The 17437-nt window shown below is 66.3% G+C and carries 21 protein-coding genes; 5 read left to right on the top strand and 16 right to left on the bottom strand.

The features are described from left to right. Positions 1 to 7 precede the first annotated feature (7 nt). A complete protein-coding gene (gene rarD / locus IE122_RS14565; protein ID WP_189621981.1) occupies positions 8 to 907 on the top strand; it encodes an EamA family transporter RarD in 900 nt (299 codons plus the stop codon). A gap of 127 nt (positions 908 to 1034) precedes the next feature. Here the strand turns inward: rarD and IE122_RS14560 are convergent, their stop codons facing one another. The 5 genes from IE122_RS14560 to IE122_RS14540 all read right to left on the bottom strand — a co-directional run bounded on the left by IE122_RS14560 (position 1035) and on the right by IE122_RS14540 (position 6517). After that, positions 1035 to 2372, bottom strand: coding sequence for a dihydroorotase (locus IE122_RS14560; RefSeq protein ID WP_189621980.1), 1338 nt, complete (start codon positions 2370 to 2372; stop codon positions 1035 to 1037). A gap of 96 nt (positions 2373 to 2468) precedes the next feature. After that, positions 2469 to 3590: a hypothetical protein gene (locus IE122_RS14555; RefSeq protein WP_189621979.1), complete on the bottom strand. Its 1122-nt coding sequence runs from the start codon at positions 3588 to 3590 to the stop codon at positions 2469 to 2471. Positions 3591 to 3616: 26 nt separating this feature from the next. Next, positions 3617 to 4825 (bottom strand): caspase family protein, encoded by a 1209-nt coding sequence (locus IE122_RS14550; RefSeq protein ID WP_189621978.1) that lies wholly within the window; start codon positions 4823 to 4825, stop codon positions 3617 to 3619. A gap of 372 nt (positions 4826 to 5197) precedes the next feature. Further along, positions 5198 to 5779 carry a nitroreductase family protein gene (locus IE122_RS14545; RefSeq protein ID WP_189621977.1) on the bottom strand — a complete coding sequence of 194 codons (582 nt, stop codon included), beginning with the start codon at positions 5777 to 5779 and terminating at the stop codon, positions 5198 to 5200. A gap of 39 nt (positions 5780 to 5818) precedes the next feature. Beyond that, complete coding sequence (locus IE122_RS14540; protein ID WP_189621976.1) at positions 5819 to 6517, bottom strand: pirin family protein; 699 nt, start codon at positions 6515 to 6517, stop codon at positions 5819 to 5821. A 113-nt stretch (positions 6518 to 6630) separates the two neighbouring features. Here IE122_RS14540 and IE122_RS14535 point away from each other — a divergent pair, with 113 nt between their 5' ends. From IE122_RS14535 to IE122_RS14525, 3 genes are all read left to right on the top strand, one after another. Continuing rightward, positions 6631 to 7536, top strand: a complete 906-nt coding sequence (locus IE122_RS14535) for a LysR family transcriptional regulator (protein ID WP_189621975.1) — start codon at positions 6631 to 6633, stop codon at positions 7534 to 7536. 52 nt (positions 7537 to 7588) lie between these two features. Next, entirely contained in the window at positions 7589 to 8389 is an 801-nt protein-coding gene (ygfZ, locus tag IE122_RS14530) for a CAF17-like 4Fe-4S cluster assembly/insertion protein YgfZ (RefSeq protein ID WP_189621974.1), read from the top strand. Positions 8390 to 8540: 151 nt separating this feature from the next. Beyond that, positions 8541 to 9110, top strand: coding sequence for a hypothetical protein (locus IE122_RS14525; RefSeq protein ID WP_189621973.1), 570 nt, complete (start codon positions 8541 to 8543; stop codon positions 9108 to 9110). A 140-nt stretch (positions 9111 to 9250) separates the two neighbouring features. Here the strand turns inward: IE122_RS14525 and IE122_RS14520 are convergent, their stop codons facing one another. From IE122_RS14520 to rplU, 4 genes are all read right to left on the bottom strand, one after another. After that, positions 9251 to 9796: a GNAT family N-acetyltransferase gene (locus IE122_RS14520; RefSeq protein WP_189621972.1), complete on the bottom strand. Its 546-nt coding sequence runs from the start codon at positions 9794 to 9796 to the stop codon at positions 9251 to 9253. A 186-nt stretch (positions 9797 to 9982) separates the two neighbouring features. Further along, positions 9983 to 10564, bottom strand: a complete 582-nt coding sequence (locus tag IE122_RS14515; RefSeq protein WP_189621971.1) for a GNAT family N-acetyltransferase — start codon at positions 10562 to 10564, stop codon at positions 9983 to 9985. Between the two features lie 262 nt (positions 10565 to 10826). Next, on the bottom strand, positions 10827 to 11096 hold the full coding sequence (rpmA, locus tag IE122_RS14510) for a 50S ribosomal protein L27 (RefSeq protein ID WP_189621970.1): 270 nt from the start codon (positions 11094 to 11096) through the stop codon (positions 10827 to 10829). Between the two features lie 23 nt (positions 11097 to 11119). Beyond that, positions 11120 to 11416 carry a 50S ribosomal protein L21 gene (gene rplU / locus IE122_RS14505; protein WP_189621969.1) on the bottom strand — a complete coding sequence of 99 codons (297 nt, stop codon included), beginning with the start codon at positions 11414 to 11416 and terminating at the stop codon, positions 11120 to 11122. Between the two features lie 280 nt (positions 11417 to 11696). On the opposite strand from rplU, the gene IE122_RS14500 reads away from it, so the two are divergent. Beyond that, entirely contained in the window at positions 11697 to 12251 is a 555-nt protein-coding gene (locus tag IE122_RS14500; RefSeq protein WP_189621968.1) for a hypothetical protein, read from the top strand. Between the two features lie 343 nt (positions 12252 to 12594). On the opposite strand, the gene IE122_RS14495 is transcribed toward IE122_RS14500, so the two are convergent. The 7 genes from IE122_RS14495 to thrC all read right to left on the bottom strand — a co-directional run bounded on the left by IE122_RS14495 (position 12595) and on the right by thrC (position 17429). After that, positions 12595 to 13056 carry a molybdenum cofactor biosynthesis protein MoaE gene (locus tag IE122_RS14495; protein WP_189621967.1) on the bottom strand — a complete coding sequence of 154 codons (462 nt, stop codon included), beginning with the start codon at positions 13054 to 13056 and terminating at the stop codon, positions 12595 to 12597. Positions 13057 to 13058: 2 nt separating this feature from the next. Continuing rightward, positions 13059 to 13301, bottom strand: a complete 243-nt coding sequence (locus IE122_RS14490; protein WP_189621966.1) for a MoaD/ThiS family protein — start codon at positions 13299 to 13301, stop codon at positions 13059 to 13061. Positions 13302 to 13308: 7 nt separating this feature from the next. Further along, a complete protein-coding gene (gene moaA, locus IE122_RS14485) occupies positions 13309 to 14328 on the bottom strand; it encodes a GTP 3',8-cyclase MoaA (protein WP_229814208.1) in 1020 nt (339 codons plus the stop codon). Beyond that, the gene (locus IE122_RS14480; RefSeq protein WP_189621964.1) at positions 14325 to 14678 is read right to left on the bottom strand and encodes a Rossmann fold domain-containing protein; all 354 of its coding nucleotides are present in this window, start codon (positions 14676 to 14678) and stop codon (positions 14325 to 14327) included. Before IE122_RS14480 ends, moaA begins: the two co-directional genes overlap by 4 nt. Beyond that, entirely contained in the window at positions 14679 to 15050 is a 372-nt protein-coding gene (locus tag IE122_RS14475; RefSeq protein ID WP_189621963.1) for a dihydroneopterin aldolase, read from the bottom strand. 8 nt (positions 15051 to 15058) lie between these two features. After that, complete coding sequence (locus IE122_RS14470; RefSeq protein WP_189621962.1) at positions 15059 to 15958, bottom strand: class I SAM-dependent methyltransferase; 900 nt, start codon at positions 15956 to 15958, stop codon at positions 15059 to 15061. A 70-nt stretch (positions 15959 to 16028) separates the two neighbouring features. Next, complete coding sequence (thrC, locus tag IE122_RS14465; protein ID WP_189621961.1) at positions 16029 to 17429, bottom strand: threonine synthase; 1401 nt, start codon at positions 17427 to 17429, stop codon at positions 16029 to 16031. Positions 17430 to 17437 lie beyond the last annotated feature (8 nt).

The raw sequence follows: 17437 nt of genomic DNA, 5'->3' as shown, positions 1-17437 counted from the left end.
CCCGTTTATGTCTCCCCCCGAAAAGCCCAGCCTGGGTGGTCTGCCGCAGGCGCTGGGTGCCTATTTTCTCTGGACACTCTACCCGCTCTATTTCGCATTGCTGCGCGCGGTGTCGGCGTTCGAAGTGGTGGCGTGGCGGATGCTGTTCACGCTGCCGTTCTGCGCGGTCATGATCGCACTGCTGCGCCAAGGGGCGGAACTGCGGGCAGTCCTGCGCAACCCGCGCATGCTCGGAGCACTGGGCTTGAGCGGGGTGCTGATCGGCACGAACTGGCTGATCTACGTGATTTCCGTCACGCACGGCCACATCCTCGCCGCCAGCCTTGGGTACTACATCAACCCGCTGGTCAGCGTGCTCGCCGGCGCGGTGTTCCTGCATGAACGCCTGTCGCGGCTGCGGATCGTCGCACTCGTGCTGGCGGCGGTGGGCGTGGTGCTGCTGGCGCGCGATGCGCTGCCCACCTTGTGGATCAGCCTGACGCTGGCGTTTTCATTCGCCGCATACGGCCTCATCCGCAAGCTGGTGCCGGTTTCGGCGCTGACCGGGCTGACGGTAGAAACCCTCGTCCTGCTGGCACCGGCGCTGGGCATGCTGGCATGGTGCGCGACGAGCCCTGCGGGGCTGGGCATGGGCAAGTCTGTCACGGTCAGCGTGGCGCTGGCTTGCGCCGGGGTGGTAACGGCAGTGCCGCTGATCCTGTTTGCCGCAGCCGCGCGGCGGCTGGACCTGTCTGTGCTCGGGTTCCTGCAGTTCATCACCCCGACCGGGCTGTTCCTAATGGGGCTGGCGCTGTTCCACGAGACCCTGCGGCCGGTGCAACTGATGTGCTTCCTGTTCATCTGGACGGCGATGATCGTGTTCTGCTGGGACCTTTACCTGCAACGCAACAGGGCTGCGCGAGGATAGGGCCAATGCGGGAAATCTGAATCATTCTCCGTTCGGGTCGAGCGTAGTCGAGACACGGAAGGCACAGCGCCAGCGTGTCTCGACTACGCTCGACCCGAACGATGAGGTGGATTTCAAAGCTGCTCCGTCACAGCGCGTGCGCGAAGCGCAGGGGTTCGCCCTGCGCCTGGTTGGCAAGCTGGCCTTCCCACATCGCCGACTGGCCGCGTATGATCGTGCCGATCACCCGGCCCTTCAGCTCCATGCCGGTGAACGGCGACCAGCCGCAGCGGCTTTCGAGCCAGTCCTCGGTCACGGCGAACCGGCCCTTGCGATCGACGATGGTGAAATCGGCATCATAGCCGGTGGCGATCCGGCCCTTCCCGACCAGCCCGAACACGCGCTGCACCCCGGCAGAGGTCATGTCGATCAGCCGCTCTAGCGTCATCCGCCCGTTCGCGACATGATCGAGCATCAGCGGCAGCAAGGTCTGCACACCCGGCATGCCGGAAGGGCTCGCCGGATAGGGCTTGGCCTTTTCCTCGCGCGTGTGCGGCGCGTGATCCGATCCGATCACATCGGGCACGCCCTGGCGCAGCCAGTGCCACAACCCGGCAACGTGCTCTGCCGAACGGATCGGCGGGTTCATCTGCGCGTAGGTGCCCAGACGCGGATAGGCGTCTTCCGCGGCCAGCGTCAGGTGCTGCGGGGTAACCTCGCAGGTGGCGATATCGCGGTGCTGCGCGATCAGTTCCAGCTCGGCCGGGGTGGTGACATGGAGGATGTGAATCGGCCGGCGCGCCTCGCGCGCCAGGCGCAGGATGCGCCGCGTGGCCAGTATCGCGCTGGTATCGTCGCGCCATACCGGGTGGCTCGCCGGGTCGCCTTCGACCCGCAGGTCCTTGCGCGCGTTCATCCGCGCCTCGTCCTCGGCATGGATGGCGACGCGGCGGCGGCCATGCGCCAGCACCCGCGCCAGTTGCTCGTCCTCGGCGACCAGCAGGCTGCCGGTCGATGCGCCCATGAAGATCTTGACCCCGGCGGTGCCCGGAATCCGCTCCAGCTCGCCCAGTTCCTCGGCGTTGTCCGCCGTCGCGCCGACATAGAACGCATGGTCGCAGTACATGCGGTGGTGCGCCCGCTCCAGCTTGTCATGCACGCGCATCAGCGAATCGGTGTTGGGCGAGGTGTTGGGCATCTCGAACACGGCGGTGATCCCGCCCATCACAGCGGCGCGGCTGCCCGATTCAAGGTCTTCCTTGTGCTCCAGCCCCGGCTCGCGGAAATGGACCTGGCTGTCGATCACGCCGGGCAGCACATCGAGCCCGGTACAATCGATCCGCCGCGCCGCATCAGGATAGCTGCCCACGCCGATGATCCGGCCATCCCGAACTGCCACATCGGCGATGCCGACGCCGTTCGGGGTATGGACCATGCCGCCGGACAGCACGAGTTCGGGCGCGGGTCCGCTGGTGCTGGCGTTCATCGGTCTGGACCTTTTCTGCTGGAAGATGATCCCGGCGAGGTAGGCCCGCTACGCCCGCCATGCAACCCGTAGCGCCCGGTGTTCGGCCTTCCGGCGTCAGTTCCGGTTGCCGAGGCTGCGGGTAATCGTCTGCGATTGCTGGACCTGGTTCTGCAACCGCAGGAAAGCGTCGGACACCTGCTTGTCTGGCCGCGACAGCAACTGATCCGCCCGCGAATAGTATTGCAGCGCCGCTGAAGGCTCGTCCGGCAGCATGACCTCCTGGCACACGCCCATGTCGTAAAGCAGCGGCACGTTGCTCTGGTTGGCCGGATCGTTCATGTAGATCGTCTGGAAAATGCTGCACGCCCGGTCCATCCGCCCGGCATTGGCGAAGGCGACCGCATTGCCGAACTGGACCGAATCCTCCTTGCTCAGCCCGCTCGTGCGATCCTTGAGATCGACCTTCACTTCGCGGTTATAGGGCGCAACCAGCGTGCGGATGCGGCTGGCGGCGTTCAGGCGCATCGCTTCGAGCAGGGCATCGGGCGACGCCACTTTCACTGTCACCGCATCGTCGGCCTTGGCCGCAGCACCGCTGCCGCCGAACAGGTTCTTGAGCGCATCGCCCAGCGCACCGCCGCCGGTTGACTGAAGCTCGCCACTGCACACCGTATATTCCCCGGAGGTGCGGACGGTTTCGGAAAACAGCATCGCGCCGGTGCTGACCTGAATGGCGCGTGGCGTCACCGAATAGAGCCCGATGACCTTCGTGCACGGTTCGTTGACGGTCGATTTGGTCTCGCACTTGAACGGCGAGGACTGCTTCGTGCAGACTTCCTTGGGCCGCGTGAAGTTGGTGACCGTCGTCGACGCGGCGGTGATCGTTCCCGTAAACACGGTGGCCGCGCCAAGCCGCCGCCCGGTGGCGACCGTTGCCGATACCTCGGTCTTCGAGATCGCCGCGCTCGACTTGTACGAGATGCTGTCTTCGGTGCGCACATTGAAGACCGGACGCCCGTCCAGTTCCGCCGTCTGCAGCGCGCTGGCAAGGGCCATGGCAAAGTCGGTGCCATCCTTGCCGTTGAAGTTGACGATGGCGACCGAACCCCCGGACGAGACCGCCGGATATTTCGGGCTGACCTGCGACTTGTACGTGATGCTCTTGGCTTGCGCCTGCGGCGCGGCCATCGCGCCGAGCAGCCCCGCAGCCGCCGCCAGTATGCGCCAGTTCTTCATTGCGATGTCGTTCCCCTGTATATCTCTCAATTGGACCGCAGGACGACCGTCGCGGTGCTCGGCCCGCGCCGCACCAGTAGTTGCGCCCGGCCGGCGGCAAGCGCACCGTCGAGCTGCTGCGCTGCATCCACATCGCCACGCGTCTTCTGGAAATTGATCGCCGTGATCACATCGCCTTCGAACACCTGCCCATAGGCCGGCCCGCGACTGGAGACCCCGGTGACCAGCAGCCCCGCGCCATCGTCGGTCAGCCGCAGCGACAGCCCGGCGCGCTGCGCTGTGCCGACCATCCGGGTCACGGTCGGCGCGGGCGGCGGCGAAAAGGTCATCGCTGCCGGCGGCACTGCGCTGCTGGAAACCGGTGCAACCGGGGATGCAAGCGCTGCCGCTGACACGGGGGCCACGGATTGCTTCAGATAGATGGCATCGGATGACAGCGAGCCATAAGTGAACGGCTCCTGCCGGTTATGGGTCTGCCGCATGACATCATCGCGCACCCGCCGCAGGGTCATGCCGATTTCCACGCCCGGTTCGGCCAGCCGCGCGGAGAGAGCCCGCGCGAACGGGCTGTTGCCGGTATCACCATCGGCGGCCAGGCTGCCCGCCTTGGCAGCATAAAGCACCAGGCTCTGCCCGCCCGGTTCGATCGGCATCAGCCCGCGCGACATGCCCAGCGACCGGGTGCTGCCACTCGCCGTCTGCATCGTCGCGGCGAAGGGATTTTCGCGGCAGGCATCGAGGATTATCAGCCGCAGCGTGCGCGCACTCTTGATATAGGACAACACCGTTTCGAGCGGCACCGCCTCCAGTTCGGCATCCGTCTCGTCCTTGAGCTGGGCGTCTACCGGGATCAGATAGTTGACGTTCTTCACTTCGATGCCATGCCCGGCATAATAGACCGTCGCCATATCGGCACCCCGCGCGCGGACGCCGAAGTCCTTCAGCGCCCTGACCATGGTGGCGCGATCGGCGTTTTCGACCAGCGTGACGGTGAACCCCAGCGACTGGAACGTCTGCTGCATGAGCCGCGCATCGGAGGCGGGGTTGGCGAGCGGCCGGTAGGATTGATAGCGCGCGTTGGCGATCACCAGCGCAACCTTGGCCCCGGCGGCTTGCGCCTGCGCCGGTTGCACCAGGCCGCAGATGATGAACAGCAGCGCCGCGATCACACCTGCGGCCCGCTGCCACCGGGGCAACGGATAGCGGTCCCGTGCGCGCACTGCCCCCTCTGCCATCAAATGCCCTGCCCCTTGCCGACCGCGCCTTCGACGGTCACCCGTGCTGCCGGCGAATCGATCCCGATCGGCCGCAGACGAGCCCGGTCATGGTAGAAGCGAACGCGGCTACCTCAAGACAATCTTTTCAATTCGCACCAGTCATGGACTTGCGGGATTGCCGATCGCACCGGTGTTTCAATTCTGACATTGGCCAAAGGCAAAGAATTCAAAGAAATAAGGACAATTACGCTGGCCCAATAGTGTGCCTTGTGCACACAGCACACATCTCGCCTGTGACCGGCACCGCAGCCGGCTGCCGCACCCCCGGACTGCGCGGGAGCTGCGCAGAACCGGGAGGCAGCAACTGCCTCCCGGCCCGCGAATCGATCGTCAGGCGAACTTGCCCGCGCGGGCGATTTCGGACAGCGGCTTGCGGCCTACCGCCACTTCGCGTTCCTGCAGGAAATCGGGCAGCGTTTCCTTCGCCGCCTGGCGACCGATGGCGAACGCCGCTTCAAGGCGATGATCGTCCGGAACGCCGAGCGCCGCTTCGGCCTGGCCGAAGGAGATGCCGGTCATGCCGTGCGTGTGATACCCCATCGCCTGCGCCTGCAGCGCCGCCAGCGCCCAGGCCGCGCCGGAATCGAACGTATGGCTGTAGTTGGGACCTTCGCCGGCCGGGCCGACCGAGTTCTTTGCCGAGACAATGTACACCAGCGCCGAAGCGTTCTGCACCCAGCTCTGGTTGAATTCGACGAGCTGGCCCAGCAGCAGGTCCCAATTGGCATCGCCGCGCCGGGCGTAAAGGAAGGTCCAGGGCTGGACATTGAACGCCGACGGGGCCCAGCCACCCGCTTCGAGGATCACATCGAGATCTTCCTGCGGCATGTCGCTGCCGTCGAATGCGCGCGGCGACCAGCGTTCGACGATCAGCGGCAGGACCTTGGGATGGGCTTCATTACGTTCGGGCATGGGGATTTTCCTTAGAGGTTGAGAGGGAGGGATAAAGGTTCAGGCCGCGTCGACCAGCACCACTTCGGTGTCTTCGAGCGCGGTGACGGTCACTTCGGCAAGGCCGGTCACCGCCACGCCGTCGCGCGCCGCCGCCTCGACATCGCCGATCCGCACCCGGCCGAGCGCGGGCACCAGATAGATGTGGCGTTCGGGACTGGCGGGATAGGTGACGCTTTCGCCGGCCTTGAGGGTGACACCGGCAACACGCGCATCGGCACGGATCGGCAGTGCATCACCGTCACCCTCGATGCCGCTGGCCAGCGTCACGAACCGGCCATCGCGGCTGCCTTGCGGGAACGGGCGGGTGCCCCAGCTTGGCGTGCCGCCGCGCGCATCGGGAAGGATCCAGATCTGGAACAGCGTGGTCTCCGCATCTTCGCGGTTGAATTCGCTATGGGCGATGCCGGTTCCCGCGCTCATCACCTGGACGTCGCCGGCTTCGGTGCGCCCCTCGTTGCCGAGGCTGTCGCGATGCGAGATCGCGCCGCTGCGCACATAGGTGACGATCTCCATGTTGGCGTGCGGGTGGGTGGGAAACCCTGCCCCGGCGGCGATGGTATCATCGTTCCACACCCGCAGCCGCCCCCAGTTGGTGCGCGCGGGATCGTGGTAATCGGCGAAGGAAAAGTGGTGGCGGGCATCCAGCCAACCGTGATTGGCGGCACCCAGCGTGGCAAAGGGACGAAGTTCGATCATCAGGGGTTCCTGGCGGTTTCACTTGGAGAAGTCACCGCGTTGGCATCCATCTAGGGCTTGCGAGCCATTCTGATAATTGAGATAAATTCGACCATCATATTCAAGGAAGTTGAATGGTTGACGTTATCCAGCCCAGTCTCGACCATCTGCGCACCTTCATGGCGGTGGTCGAGGAAGGCAGCTTCAACGCCGCCGCGCGCAAGCTGGGGCGGGCGATTTCGGTGGTCAGTTACGCCATCGGGCAACTGGAGGCCGAGCTTGACTTGCGTCTGTTCGATCGCGAGGGCTCGCGCCGGCCGCGGCTGACCGTGGCCGGACAGGCGTTGCAGGCGCGGGTCAGCATGATCGCCGACGATGTCGATGCGCTGGTGGCGCAGGCGCGCAGCCTGCGCCAGGGGCTGGAGGCGGAACTGTCGCTGGCGGTCGATGTTATGGTGCCGGGCAAAGTGCTGGCACCGCTGCTGCGCGATTTCCAGGCCCGCTTTCCCACGGTGTCGCTGCGCCTCCACGTCGAGGCGCTGGGCGCGGTAGCGGCGCTGGCGGTCGCGGGCCGCGCCACGCTGGCGATCGCCGGGCCGGACATCCAGGACCTGCCCGAACTGGCGCGCGAGACGGTGGGATCGGTGGAGATGGTGCCGGTCGCCGCCCCGGACCACCCGCTGGCGCGCGGTGGCCGGATCGCGCCGGGCGGCACCCGGCGGCATTTGCAACTCGTGCTGACCGACCGCTCGCCGCTGACCGAAGGGCGCGATTTCGGCGTGCTGGGGGCATCGAGCTGGCGGCTGGGCGATCTTGGTGCCAAGCACGCCCTGCTCAAGGAAGGGATCGGCTGGGGCCTGATGCCGCGCCACGCCATCGAAGGCGATCTGGCCGAAGGCGCGCTGGTGCTGCTCGATCTCGCCGAACAGCAGATCACGCGGTATGCGCTGGTGGCGCTGTGGCGCAAGGATTGCCTGCCCGGCCCCGCCGCGACCTGGGTGCTGGACGAAATCCGCGAGCGGCTGGCGGGCGCGGCTTAGGTCAGGACCCGGGGCCTCTTGGCAAACCCCTCGGCAACCCCATCTGCATGACATGACAGCCACCCGCCTGACCGCCCGCGCCGTGATCCGGATCGCCCCCCGCCCCGATAGCGGCGAAAATGCCGCCGCCTTCCTGCAGGGACTGGTGACCAACGATGTCGTCAAGGGGCCGCTGCCGTGCTGGGCGGCGCTGCTGACGGCGCAGGGCAAGGCACTGTTCGATTTCATCGTCTGGCCGGCCGGCAACGACCTGCTGATCGATTGCGAGGCGGACAGCGCGCCGGCGCTGGTGAAACGGCTGACGATGTACCGGCTGCGCAAGGCGATCGATATCGCCATCGATCCGCACCTCGCGGTTCACTGGCGTCCGCACAACGGTGACGGCGCGGCACCCGACCCCCGACATCCGGGCTTGGGCGAACGGTGGCTGGCCCCGATCGACGGCGATGGCGACGGGCTGGCAGAAGACGGCAGCGGAGCCGATGCGCTGTGGCTCGCCCATCGCCTCGCCCTCGGCATCCCCGAAGGCTGCGCCGAGCTGGGCGATGGCGAAACCCTGTGGCTGGAATGCAATGCCACCGAACTGCATGGCGTCAGCTTCACCAAGGGCTGCTACGTCGGGCAGGAAAATACCGCGCGAATGAACTGGCGGCAGAAAGTGAACCGCCGCCTTGTGGTGGTGCCTATGCCCCAGTCTGACGAGAAACGCCGCCGCGTGGCCTATCCGGCACTGGGCCTGGCGGTCGATTTCCTGCGCGTCGATGACATCGATCCGGCCGCCGCCCCCGCCTGGCTGGCCGCAGCGCTGGCGGCCGATCGCGCTGTTCATGATGAGGCGATGCCCGAGGCGTAGCGCGCCGTTTGACCGCGGCGGATCAACGGTCAAATAGTGTCATAGGGCGCTTGAACAAATTCGAACATCCCGTTTCGCCCGTTAGCGGACGTCAGGGCCGCACATTAGAGCTTGTGCACATACCCATTGGAAGCATTTAAGGTAACGGATAATGGATCAAGTGCCTGCGGTTCCCGCATCTCAAGAGCAAATCATCGAAAAGCGCCTTGTAGAGTGTGGGCTTGTGCGCACAGGCATTTCTGTGAGGTACGAGCGGGAGCTCGAGAGCATCGAAGTGATCATCCGACCTGAGGCAGCAGCGGATCAGACCCAATTTGAGTGCATCAAAGATGCGGTTGGGCATGAGCTCGTGAGATTTACGGACGGTGCGATGGATGCAGCGTATATCGAGTATAAAGCGGAAGCAGCAAGGCCACAGATGCTAAAAAGCCTAACGGCGACCTTGCAAGAACGTAGGTTGCTCCAAGGGTTTCCCGTATGCGATAATTTCCCGTCTTTATCTGAGTACGCGAAGGCTCTGGAGAAGCATGCGGGAACAAAGCCCGGTTCAGCGCTCCGAGTCGACGGAAATACAATTGTGTTTGATCCGCCGCAAACGGCGACGTTCCAGGGCTTTACAGCCGAGTATTCGGACTTGCTGAGCGTCGTCATGTTCGCGTCCGTTCGCGATCATATTCGCCTCGTCTTCATCGGGAATGGGGCGGTTGCGCCTGCTAGGTAGGTTCATTTCCATCCACCTAGCTCGCTCCAGTCAGCGCTGAACCGCTGTACCCCTTCAACGGCGACAATCCAGGACCGCCCGAAGGGTCCTGGATTGCCTCGCTGCGGGCGCAAGGGGAAGCGCCGCAAAACCTGTGATTGTCAGTGGACGCGCGCGGCTGTCGGCACGTGCCGGGTGAATGCCGTTTCCGCGACGTAATACTGGGTGAGCATTTCGTCCGCACCATCGTCCAGATCGCGCAGCCGCCATTCGCCGGTGGGGCGGAAGCCGACCGCTTCGTAGACGCGGCGGGCATCGTCCTCCTGCTCGCCCGGCCGTGCGACAAGCCGCCGGTGGCCCAGCAGTACGGCATGGCGCAGCACCGCATCGACCGCTTCGGTGGCGAAGCCCCTGCCGCGATGGCGGGGGACGATCCAGTAGCCGAGTTCGGCATCCTCACCGCCCGACTGCGCCAAGCCGACCGCGCCGACCACTTGCGGCCCGCCGGGGGTGCGCAGACAGATCATGAAGACCGGGAGCCTGCGGTCCCGATCCGCCACCAGATATTGACGCACGATTGCCGGATCGACCGGCGGCGCAAGCGCGCCCTTCCGATCAATGCCCTGTTCTTCCAGCATGGTTCGAAGATCATCGTAATCTTCGGGCCAGGCAGGTCTCAGAAACAATCTCTCCGTGCGGATGAACATGACATGGTTCTCCGTCTATTATTTCCGCGAGAATCCTTATGCAGCATTCCTTGCAGCATTGCACGGAAATTGCGTCAGGACGCCCGGCTGCCACGCCATATCTGCGCCGACGGTAATGGCAGCACCCCCGTTAACGCCCGCCTCACGCTGCATCCGTGCTTATCCGCAGAGCGCAGCGGAACAGGGTCAGGCTGCGCACAGCCCGCCATCCCTGTCTGCCGCCAGCGCCGCGCGAGGTCCGCCCGGCCCCTGGGCCGCGCCCGCCAGTTCGATCGCGTATTCGCGCGCCGGGAACGCCATCTTGCGGCTCTGGCTGTAGCGTTCGAAGATGCGCCCGGTGCGGTGGAAGCCGAGCTTTTCGAGCACCCGGCCGCTGGCGGGATTATCGATGAACGGCACCGCGCGCAGATCGCGATGGCCGAGGGCGGCGGCGATGCGCAGGATGGCCCGCCCGGCTTCGGTTCCGAACTCCTGCCCGGCATGACCGCGCGCGATCCACAGGCCGACCTCGACGCCCGCGCCTTCGCGGGTGAACCCGGCACCGCCGATCAGCCGGGCCCCGCCGGCCCCGGGCAGCGTGATGAGGAACTGTGGCAATCCCTGCTCCGCCGGGCGTCCGGCATAGGCGCGCGCGTGCTCCATCTCGAACGGCCACGGCACGCGCGCAAGATTGCGCACGACCTGCCGGTCCTGGAGCGCTGCATGCAGGTCTTCGGCATCCTCGGGCCAGGCAGGCCTCAGGAACAGCCGTTCGCTGCGAATGAACATGATCACCTCCGCTCGAACGCCCCCGCCGCGCCTTTAGGGCGGCCAGGTGACATTGCCATTACGCACGTGCGCGTGAACGCGCGAAACCCCTGTTCCGCTTGGAAAAATTCACCAATTGCGGACGATGCGGGGCCGACGTGCGACGAACTGAGGGAGATACGAAAAGAGGGAGACGGGCGGGGCCCTCTCCCTCTGTCAGCCGGGCCTTTTCAGGAACCGGCAGGGCCACCCCGTCAGGATGGCCCTTGGCGTGACCATCCGATTATTCGGCTGCTTCTGCCATCATGTCGACCGACACGTACTTGCGGCCTTGCTTGCCATCGTGGAAGCGCACGCGGCCACCGGTCAGCGCGAACAGGGTGTGATCCTTGCCGATGCCGACGTTCACGCCCGGGTACACGCGGGTACCGCGCTGGCGGATGATGATGTTGCCGCCGACGACTTCCTGGCCGCCGAACTTCTTGACGCCGAGGCGGCGACCAGCCGAATCGCGACCGTTGCGCGAGGAGCCGCCTGCTTTCTTATGTGCCATTTCCTGCTACTCCGATTGCGCGCTTAGCCGACCGACACGATGCGCAGCAGGGTCATCTGCTGGCGGTGGCCGTTCTTGCGGCGATAGTTGTGGCGGCGGCGCTTCTTGAACACCACGACCTTCTCGCTCTTCGCCTGGGCGATGATCTCGGCCGAAACCGTGATCGAAGCGGCGTCGGCGATGTCGCCGTCCTTGCCCGCGAGCAGAACGTCACCCAGGGTGATCGTTTCACCGGCTTCACCAGCCAGCTTTTCGACCGCGATCTTGTCTCCGGCGGCAACCCGATACTGCTTGCCGCCCGTGCGCACTACTGCGAACATGGTGCCCTTACCTAATCTCAATATGCCCGTAACGAGCCGAAACAACCTGCCCCGGCCGCGCTTTCGCCGCCGACCTTGCGGAAGAGCGGGCGTCTTGCGGGCGACGCACCGGACACTCCGCAGGAACGCGGAAGGGGCCGGAAAGAGTGGGTGCCGTTAGGGCAAGGCCTGATTCGTGTCAACCAACGATCGCGGGCCCCGGCCGCTTCCGCCCACATGACGCGATAGCCCGCGCGATAACCCTCTGGCCCGGTCCGCGCGCCGTGCTATGGCTTGCCCCATGTTCGCCCGTTCCGCCTCCGGCCGCCCTGCCCAGCTTCGTATCCTGCCCGTCCTGGCCGCCGCGCTGGCGATGACCGGCTGCGCCGCTTCCAGGGACTATCCCTCGCTGGCGCTGCGCCCGGCGGAGCGCGTTTCAGGCACGATGACCCCGGTTCCTGCCGAGACCGCGGCACCCGCCCCGCCCGCCAGCGTCGATGCCAGCCTGGCCGGCCGGCTCTCTGCACTGGTCGATAGTGCCCGCGCCGGGGACCGCTCCTTCGCGACGCTGCGCGCCGATGCCGAGCGCGCGGTGGCCGCCGGTGCCGGGGGTGACGAATTCGGCCGCGCGCGCCTGAACGCGCAGGTCGCGCTGTCGCACATGCAGGTGGGCCGTTCGGAAACGATGGCGGCGCTCGCCACGCTCGACACGCTCTATGCCACCGCGCGCGATGCGCAGCCGGTCGCCGATACACCCGACCTGCAGGCGATCGGCGCGGCGCGCAGTGAAGTGGAAGAGATTGTCCGCCGCCAGGACGCCGCGCTCGATTCGCTGGCCGGTCGGCTCAAGGGATAGGGTTCCACTGAAAACCCCTCCCCCCGTGAGAAGGGAGGGGCTCTCCGTGCGTCGGGAAGCGATGCCGTCAGCCCCCCAGCTTCAGGCGGTTCGCTCCCCGCAGGGTCGACGACGCCGCGGACGGGCCGTGCCAAGGATCAGCGCAGGCACGTGCGGGCCCGGCGCGACTTGATGCCGCCGGCCTTGCGCCCGGAGACAGGCACCGCCACTGCCAAGGAACCCCCGTACCCGGCAGTGACGGCTAACCGATGAGGATGGACCCGGTGGGTCCTCCCAGCCCTGCCTGCATGGCGCGCCGCGAGTGACCTTGCCTTGATCGAAGTCAAATGGAGCGATTTGCCGGTCAGCCCCAGCGGGCGAGGTCGGAAAAATCCTCTGCGCGGGGTTCGATCCAGCGCCATGCCCCGGCCACCTTCTCGCGCTTCCAGAACCACGATTCGCTCTTGAGGTGGTCCATCGCGTAATCGGCGGCCGCAAAGGCATCACGGCGATGCCGGGCCGCCGCCGCGACCAGCACGATCGGATCGCCGGGGGCCATCGCGCCGACCCGGTGGATCGCCAGCAGGCCGTCCAGCGGCCAGCGCGCCATCACCGTGGCCGCCAGCGCCTGCATCGCCGGCAGCGTCAGCGGTGTGTAGTGGCGCAGTTCCAGCGCCTCCACCGCGGCACCGCCATCACCGGCGCGGACCTGGCCGAGGAAGCTGACAAAGCCGCCACTGGCGGGATGAGCCGCCGCGAAAGCGGTCAGCACTGCGGCCGGATCGAACCCGGCATCAAGGAGGCGTACATCGACCGGACCGGCCACGCTCACCCACCCGAGACCGGGGGCAGGAAGGCGATCTCGTCGCCGTCCTGCAACGCCAGGTCATCGCGCTCGCCCGCCAGCACCCCGTTCACCGCCAGCTTCACGCGCGGATCGCGCAGCGCCAGCGCCAGCGCCGGATCGAGACTGTCGATGATCGCGGCAATCGTGCCGAGCGTGGGCACGGCCAGCGTTGCCGCACCGGCTACGTCTTCCAGCCGCCCGAGAAATGCCAGCGTCAGCGCCACTGCCGGATCAGCCGCCGGTCATCGACATATGCCGTGACAGCGCCGGGGCACCGCCGGGGCGATCGATCGCGAAGTGATGGCGTTCGGGCTTGATCCGCATCGCGGTGTCTAGCGCGGCCTGCAGTTCCGCTTCGGGATCGGCCGAGCGCAGCGCCGCGCGCAAGTCCACCTGCTCGTCCCCGCCCAGGCAGGCATAGAGCCGTCCCGTGGCGGTGACGCGAATGCGATTGCAGCCTTCGCAGAAGTTGCCGGTCAACGGGGTGATGAGGCCCAACCGTCCGCCGGTTTCGGCGATATCCCAGTAACGCGCCGGCCCGCCGGTGCGATGGCCGGTGGCGGTCAGCGTCCAGCGCCGGTCCAGCACATCGCGAACGGCGGTCAACGGCAGGTAGTGATCGAACCGGTCTTCACCCACATCGCCGAGCGGCATCACCTCGATCAGCGTGGCATCGTGACCCTCGCCGTGTGCCCAGGCGATGATGTCCGCGATCTCCGCCTCATTGATGCCTTTCAGCGCCACGGTGTTGAGCTTGACCCGCAGGCCCGCCGCCTTGGCCGCAGCCAGCCCTTCGAGCACTTGCGGCAGACTGTCGCGCCGGGTGATGCGGGCGAACGTGTCGCGATCGAGCGTATCGAGCGAGACGTTGATCCGCCGCACCCCCGCCGCAAAGAGGTCTTCGGCGTGATCGGCCAGATGGGTGCCGTTCGTGGTCAGCGTCAGCTCATCGAGCGCCCGCTCCTCTCCGGGGGCGATCTTGCGGCCGATCGCCCGGACCAGTTCGATCATGTCGCGCCGGACCAGCGGTTCGCCGCCGGTCAGCCGGATCTTGCGAATGCCGCGATCGATGAAGCCGAGCGCGAGATCGTGCATCTCCTCAAGGCTCAGCACATCCTTGCGCGGCAGGAACGTCATCCGTTCGGGCATGCAATAGCCGCAACGCAGGTCGCACCGGTCCGTCACCGAAAGGCGCAGGTACGTGATGCGACGCTGGAACTGGTCGACAAGGGGTGTCGGGGGGGAGGTCATTTGCAGAGCCATACCACAGGCCCGGCCCCGACACCATCCAGATCAAAGAGCTGCCCTGTCACACCGGCCGCGCGGTCCAGCCAGACCAGCGCGGCAGCAATGGCATCCGGGTCATCGCTGACCAGTGCATTGACCCGGCGCGGCGCCATGTCGCGCGCCAGTTGCTGGATCGCTGCCAGCCGCCAACCGCGATGCTCGTGCGGGGCGGGCGTAAAAACGATCGCCACATCGTGCTGGGAATGGATGTCGCAGTCATCAAGGATTTCCGGCAGATCGACGGTATAGAATTCCGCTGCCGCAGCGAGCGGCTCAGTCGGCGATTCACCGATGTCGATCCGCAGCGTCGGCATTCACCGGCGCTCGCGGCGCAGCGTCATCCCGATCTTCTCGCCGTTTTCGCTGATCGCCAGCTTGACGATCTTCACCGTCACTGCGGTAACCCGCGCATCCTGCAGAAACAGCGTCTCGCAGACATGATCGGCCACCGCCTCGATCAGCCGGAAGTGGACATCGGCGGGCAGCGCTTCGGATGCCGCGAACTTGAGGTCCATGTAGTTCTTGCTGGCGCTGAGCGCGGTATCGGGATCGAACCGGTCGATCGGGGCCAGTTCGACGCTGATGGTGAAGCGCAGCGGCTGCGGCTTGCCGGTCTCTTCCGAATAGATGCCGGTCAGGACATCGTGTTCGAAGTCGGCGATTTCCAGGATGAGCGAATCGGCCATGATGTCCCTTAGCGAGGATTGGACCAGCGCGCGAAGATCGCCGTCGGCAGCAGTCGGCCGGTTCCGTCCGGCATGGCATCCTCGCGCACGGCCAGATCGCCATGCTCGATCGTGCCGGGCAGGTCGGCGAACAGTTCGGCCATCAGCCCGGCCAGCGCCAGCGACGACATCCGCACGGCATAGACCGTCAGGAACAGGAAGCGGCTGTCACTGTCCACCAGCCGGCGGCAATCCGCCAGCAGCCCCGGCAAATGCTCTTCCAGACGCCAGACCTCGCCATCGGGACCGCGCCCGAACTTGGGCGGATCGAGGATGATCCCGTCATAGCGCTTTTCCCGGCGCACCTCGCGCGCGGCGAACTTGGCGGCATCATCGACCAGCCAGCGCACCGGACGGTCGGCCATGCCCGAAAGCGCCGCATTCTCACGCGCCTGCGCCACCGATTTCTTCGAGGCATCGACGTGGGTGACCCGCCCGTGGGCCGACAGCGCCAGCGTGCCGACGCCGGTATAGCCGAACAGGTTCAGCGTTTCGGCATCGGCCACGCCCGCCAGCATGGTGCGCATCCAGTCCCACACGGGGGCCATATCGGGGAAGAACCCCAGATGGCGGAACGGGGTGCACTGCGCGGTGAACGCCACCTCGTTCCACGCCAGCGGCCAGCCTTCGCGCGCGACCGGCTTGCCGAACTGCCAGCGCCCGCCGCCGTCCTCGTCCGAACCGGGCACGAATTCGCCGTGCGCGTCCCACTGGGCCTGCCGCGGGGTCCACATCGCCTGCGGTTCGGGCCGGATGAAGCGGTACGCGCCATAGCGCTCCAGCTTGCGGCCGTGGCCCGAATCGACGAGGCCATAATCAGCCCAGCCATCGCCGGCGAGGATCAGGGGTTCAGCCGAAAGCGTAGCCAAAGGCTGTCTCCTGTTTCCCCTCCCGCCTGCGGGAGGGGAGCATAAAGAACGCCGACTGTCGCGGCGCAGGTCATACCTTCGCCGTCGCATGCTCTGCCACGAAGGCGGCAACGGCGTCGTAATCGCCCGACAGCTCTACCATCCGCTCCTCGCGCTCGAACAAATCACCCACGCGCGCGGGCAGCACCGGGTGTTCGCCGGTGGCGCGGCTGACGGCATCGGGGAACTTGGCCGGGTGCGCGGTCGCCAGCGTGACCACCGGCACCGCCGGATCGATCCCGCCGTTGCGCGCGGCGTAAAGCCCGCAGGCGGTGTGCGGATCGATCAGTTCGCCGCAAGCCTCGCGGGCCCAGCGGATCGTATCGCGCATCGCATCGGCATCAGCGGCGGCCGACTGGAACAGCGCCGCCGCCCCCTCGCGCTGGGCGTTGGTGAGCTGCATCGCCTTGCTGGCTTCGAACCCGGCCATCTGCGCAGCCAGCGCCTTGCCATCACGGCCACCGACATCGAACAGCAGCCGCTCGAAGTTGGACGAGACCTGGATGTCCATCGACGGCGCTTCGGTAGGCGTCACCGTGCCTTGCGAATAATCACCGTGGGCCAGCGCCCGGTGGAGGATATCGTTGACATTGGTGGCGACGATCAGCTTCTCGATCGGCAGCCCCATCTGCGCCGCGACATAGCCGGCGAAGACATCACCGAAGTTGCCCGTCGGCACCGAGAACGCCACCTTGCGTGCCGGTGCCCCCAGTTGCAGCGCGGCCGCGAAGTAATAGACCACCTGCGCCATCAACCGCGCCCAGTTGATCGAATTGACCGCGCCGATGGCAAAGCGATCGGTCATCACGGTATCGTTGAACATCCGCTTCACCATCGCCTGGGCATCATCGAACGAGCCTTCGATGGCGATGTTGTGGACGTTGTCGGCCAGCACCGTCGTCATCTGCTTGCGCTGGACGTCGGACACCCGGCCTTTGGGATGCAGCATGAAGATCTGCACCTTGTCACGCCCCGCCACCGCATCGATCGCCGCCGATCCGGTATCGCCCGAGGTCGCGCCGACGATCGTCAGGTTGCGATCGGACCTTCCCAGGAACTCCTCGAACAGCAGCCCCAGCATCTGCAACGCCACGTCCTTGAACGCCAGCGTGGGGCCGTGGAACAGTTCGAGCAGCCAGTTCTGTTCATCAAGCTGGCGCAGCGGCGTCACCGCCTTGTGGCTGAAACGGCCATAGGCGGCGGTGGTCAGTTCCAGCAGGCGATCGTAGGCAAGGCTGCCTTCGACGAACGGCCACATGATCTTCGCCGCCAGTTCGGCATAAGGCATGCCCGCCAGCGCCGCGATCTCGGCTTCGCTGAACCGCGGCCACGCGCTCGGCACGTAAAGTCCGCCATCGGAAGCCAGGCCGGCCAGCGTCGCGCCGGCGAAGTCAAGAGCGGGAGCGCTGCCGCGCGTGCTGATGTATTCCATGGCCCCGC

Source organism: Novosphingobium colocasiae (assembly GCF_014652555.1).
Taxonomy (GTDB): domain Bacteria; phylum Pseudomonadota; class Alphaproteobacteria; order Sphingomonadales; family Sphingomonadaceae; genus Novosphingobium; species Novosphingobium colocasiae.
The sequence above is the reverse complement of the archived record's forward strand: the minus strand, read 5'-3'. Positions and strand labels throughout refer to the sequence as shown.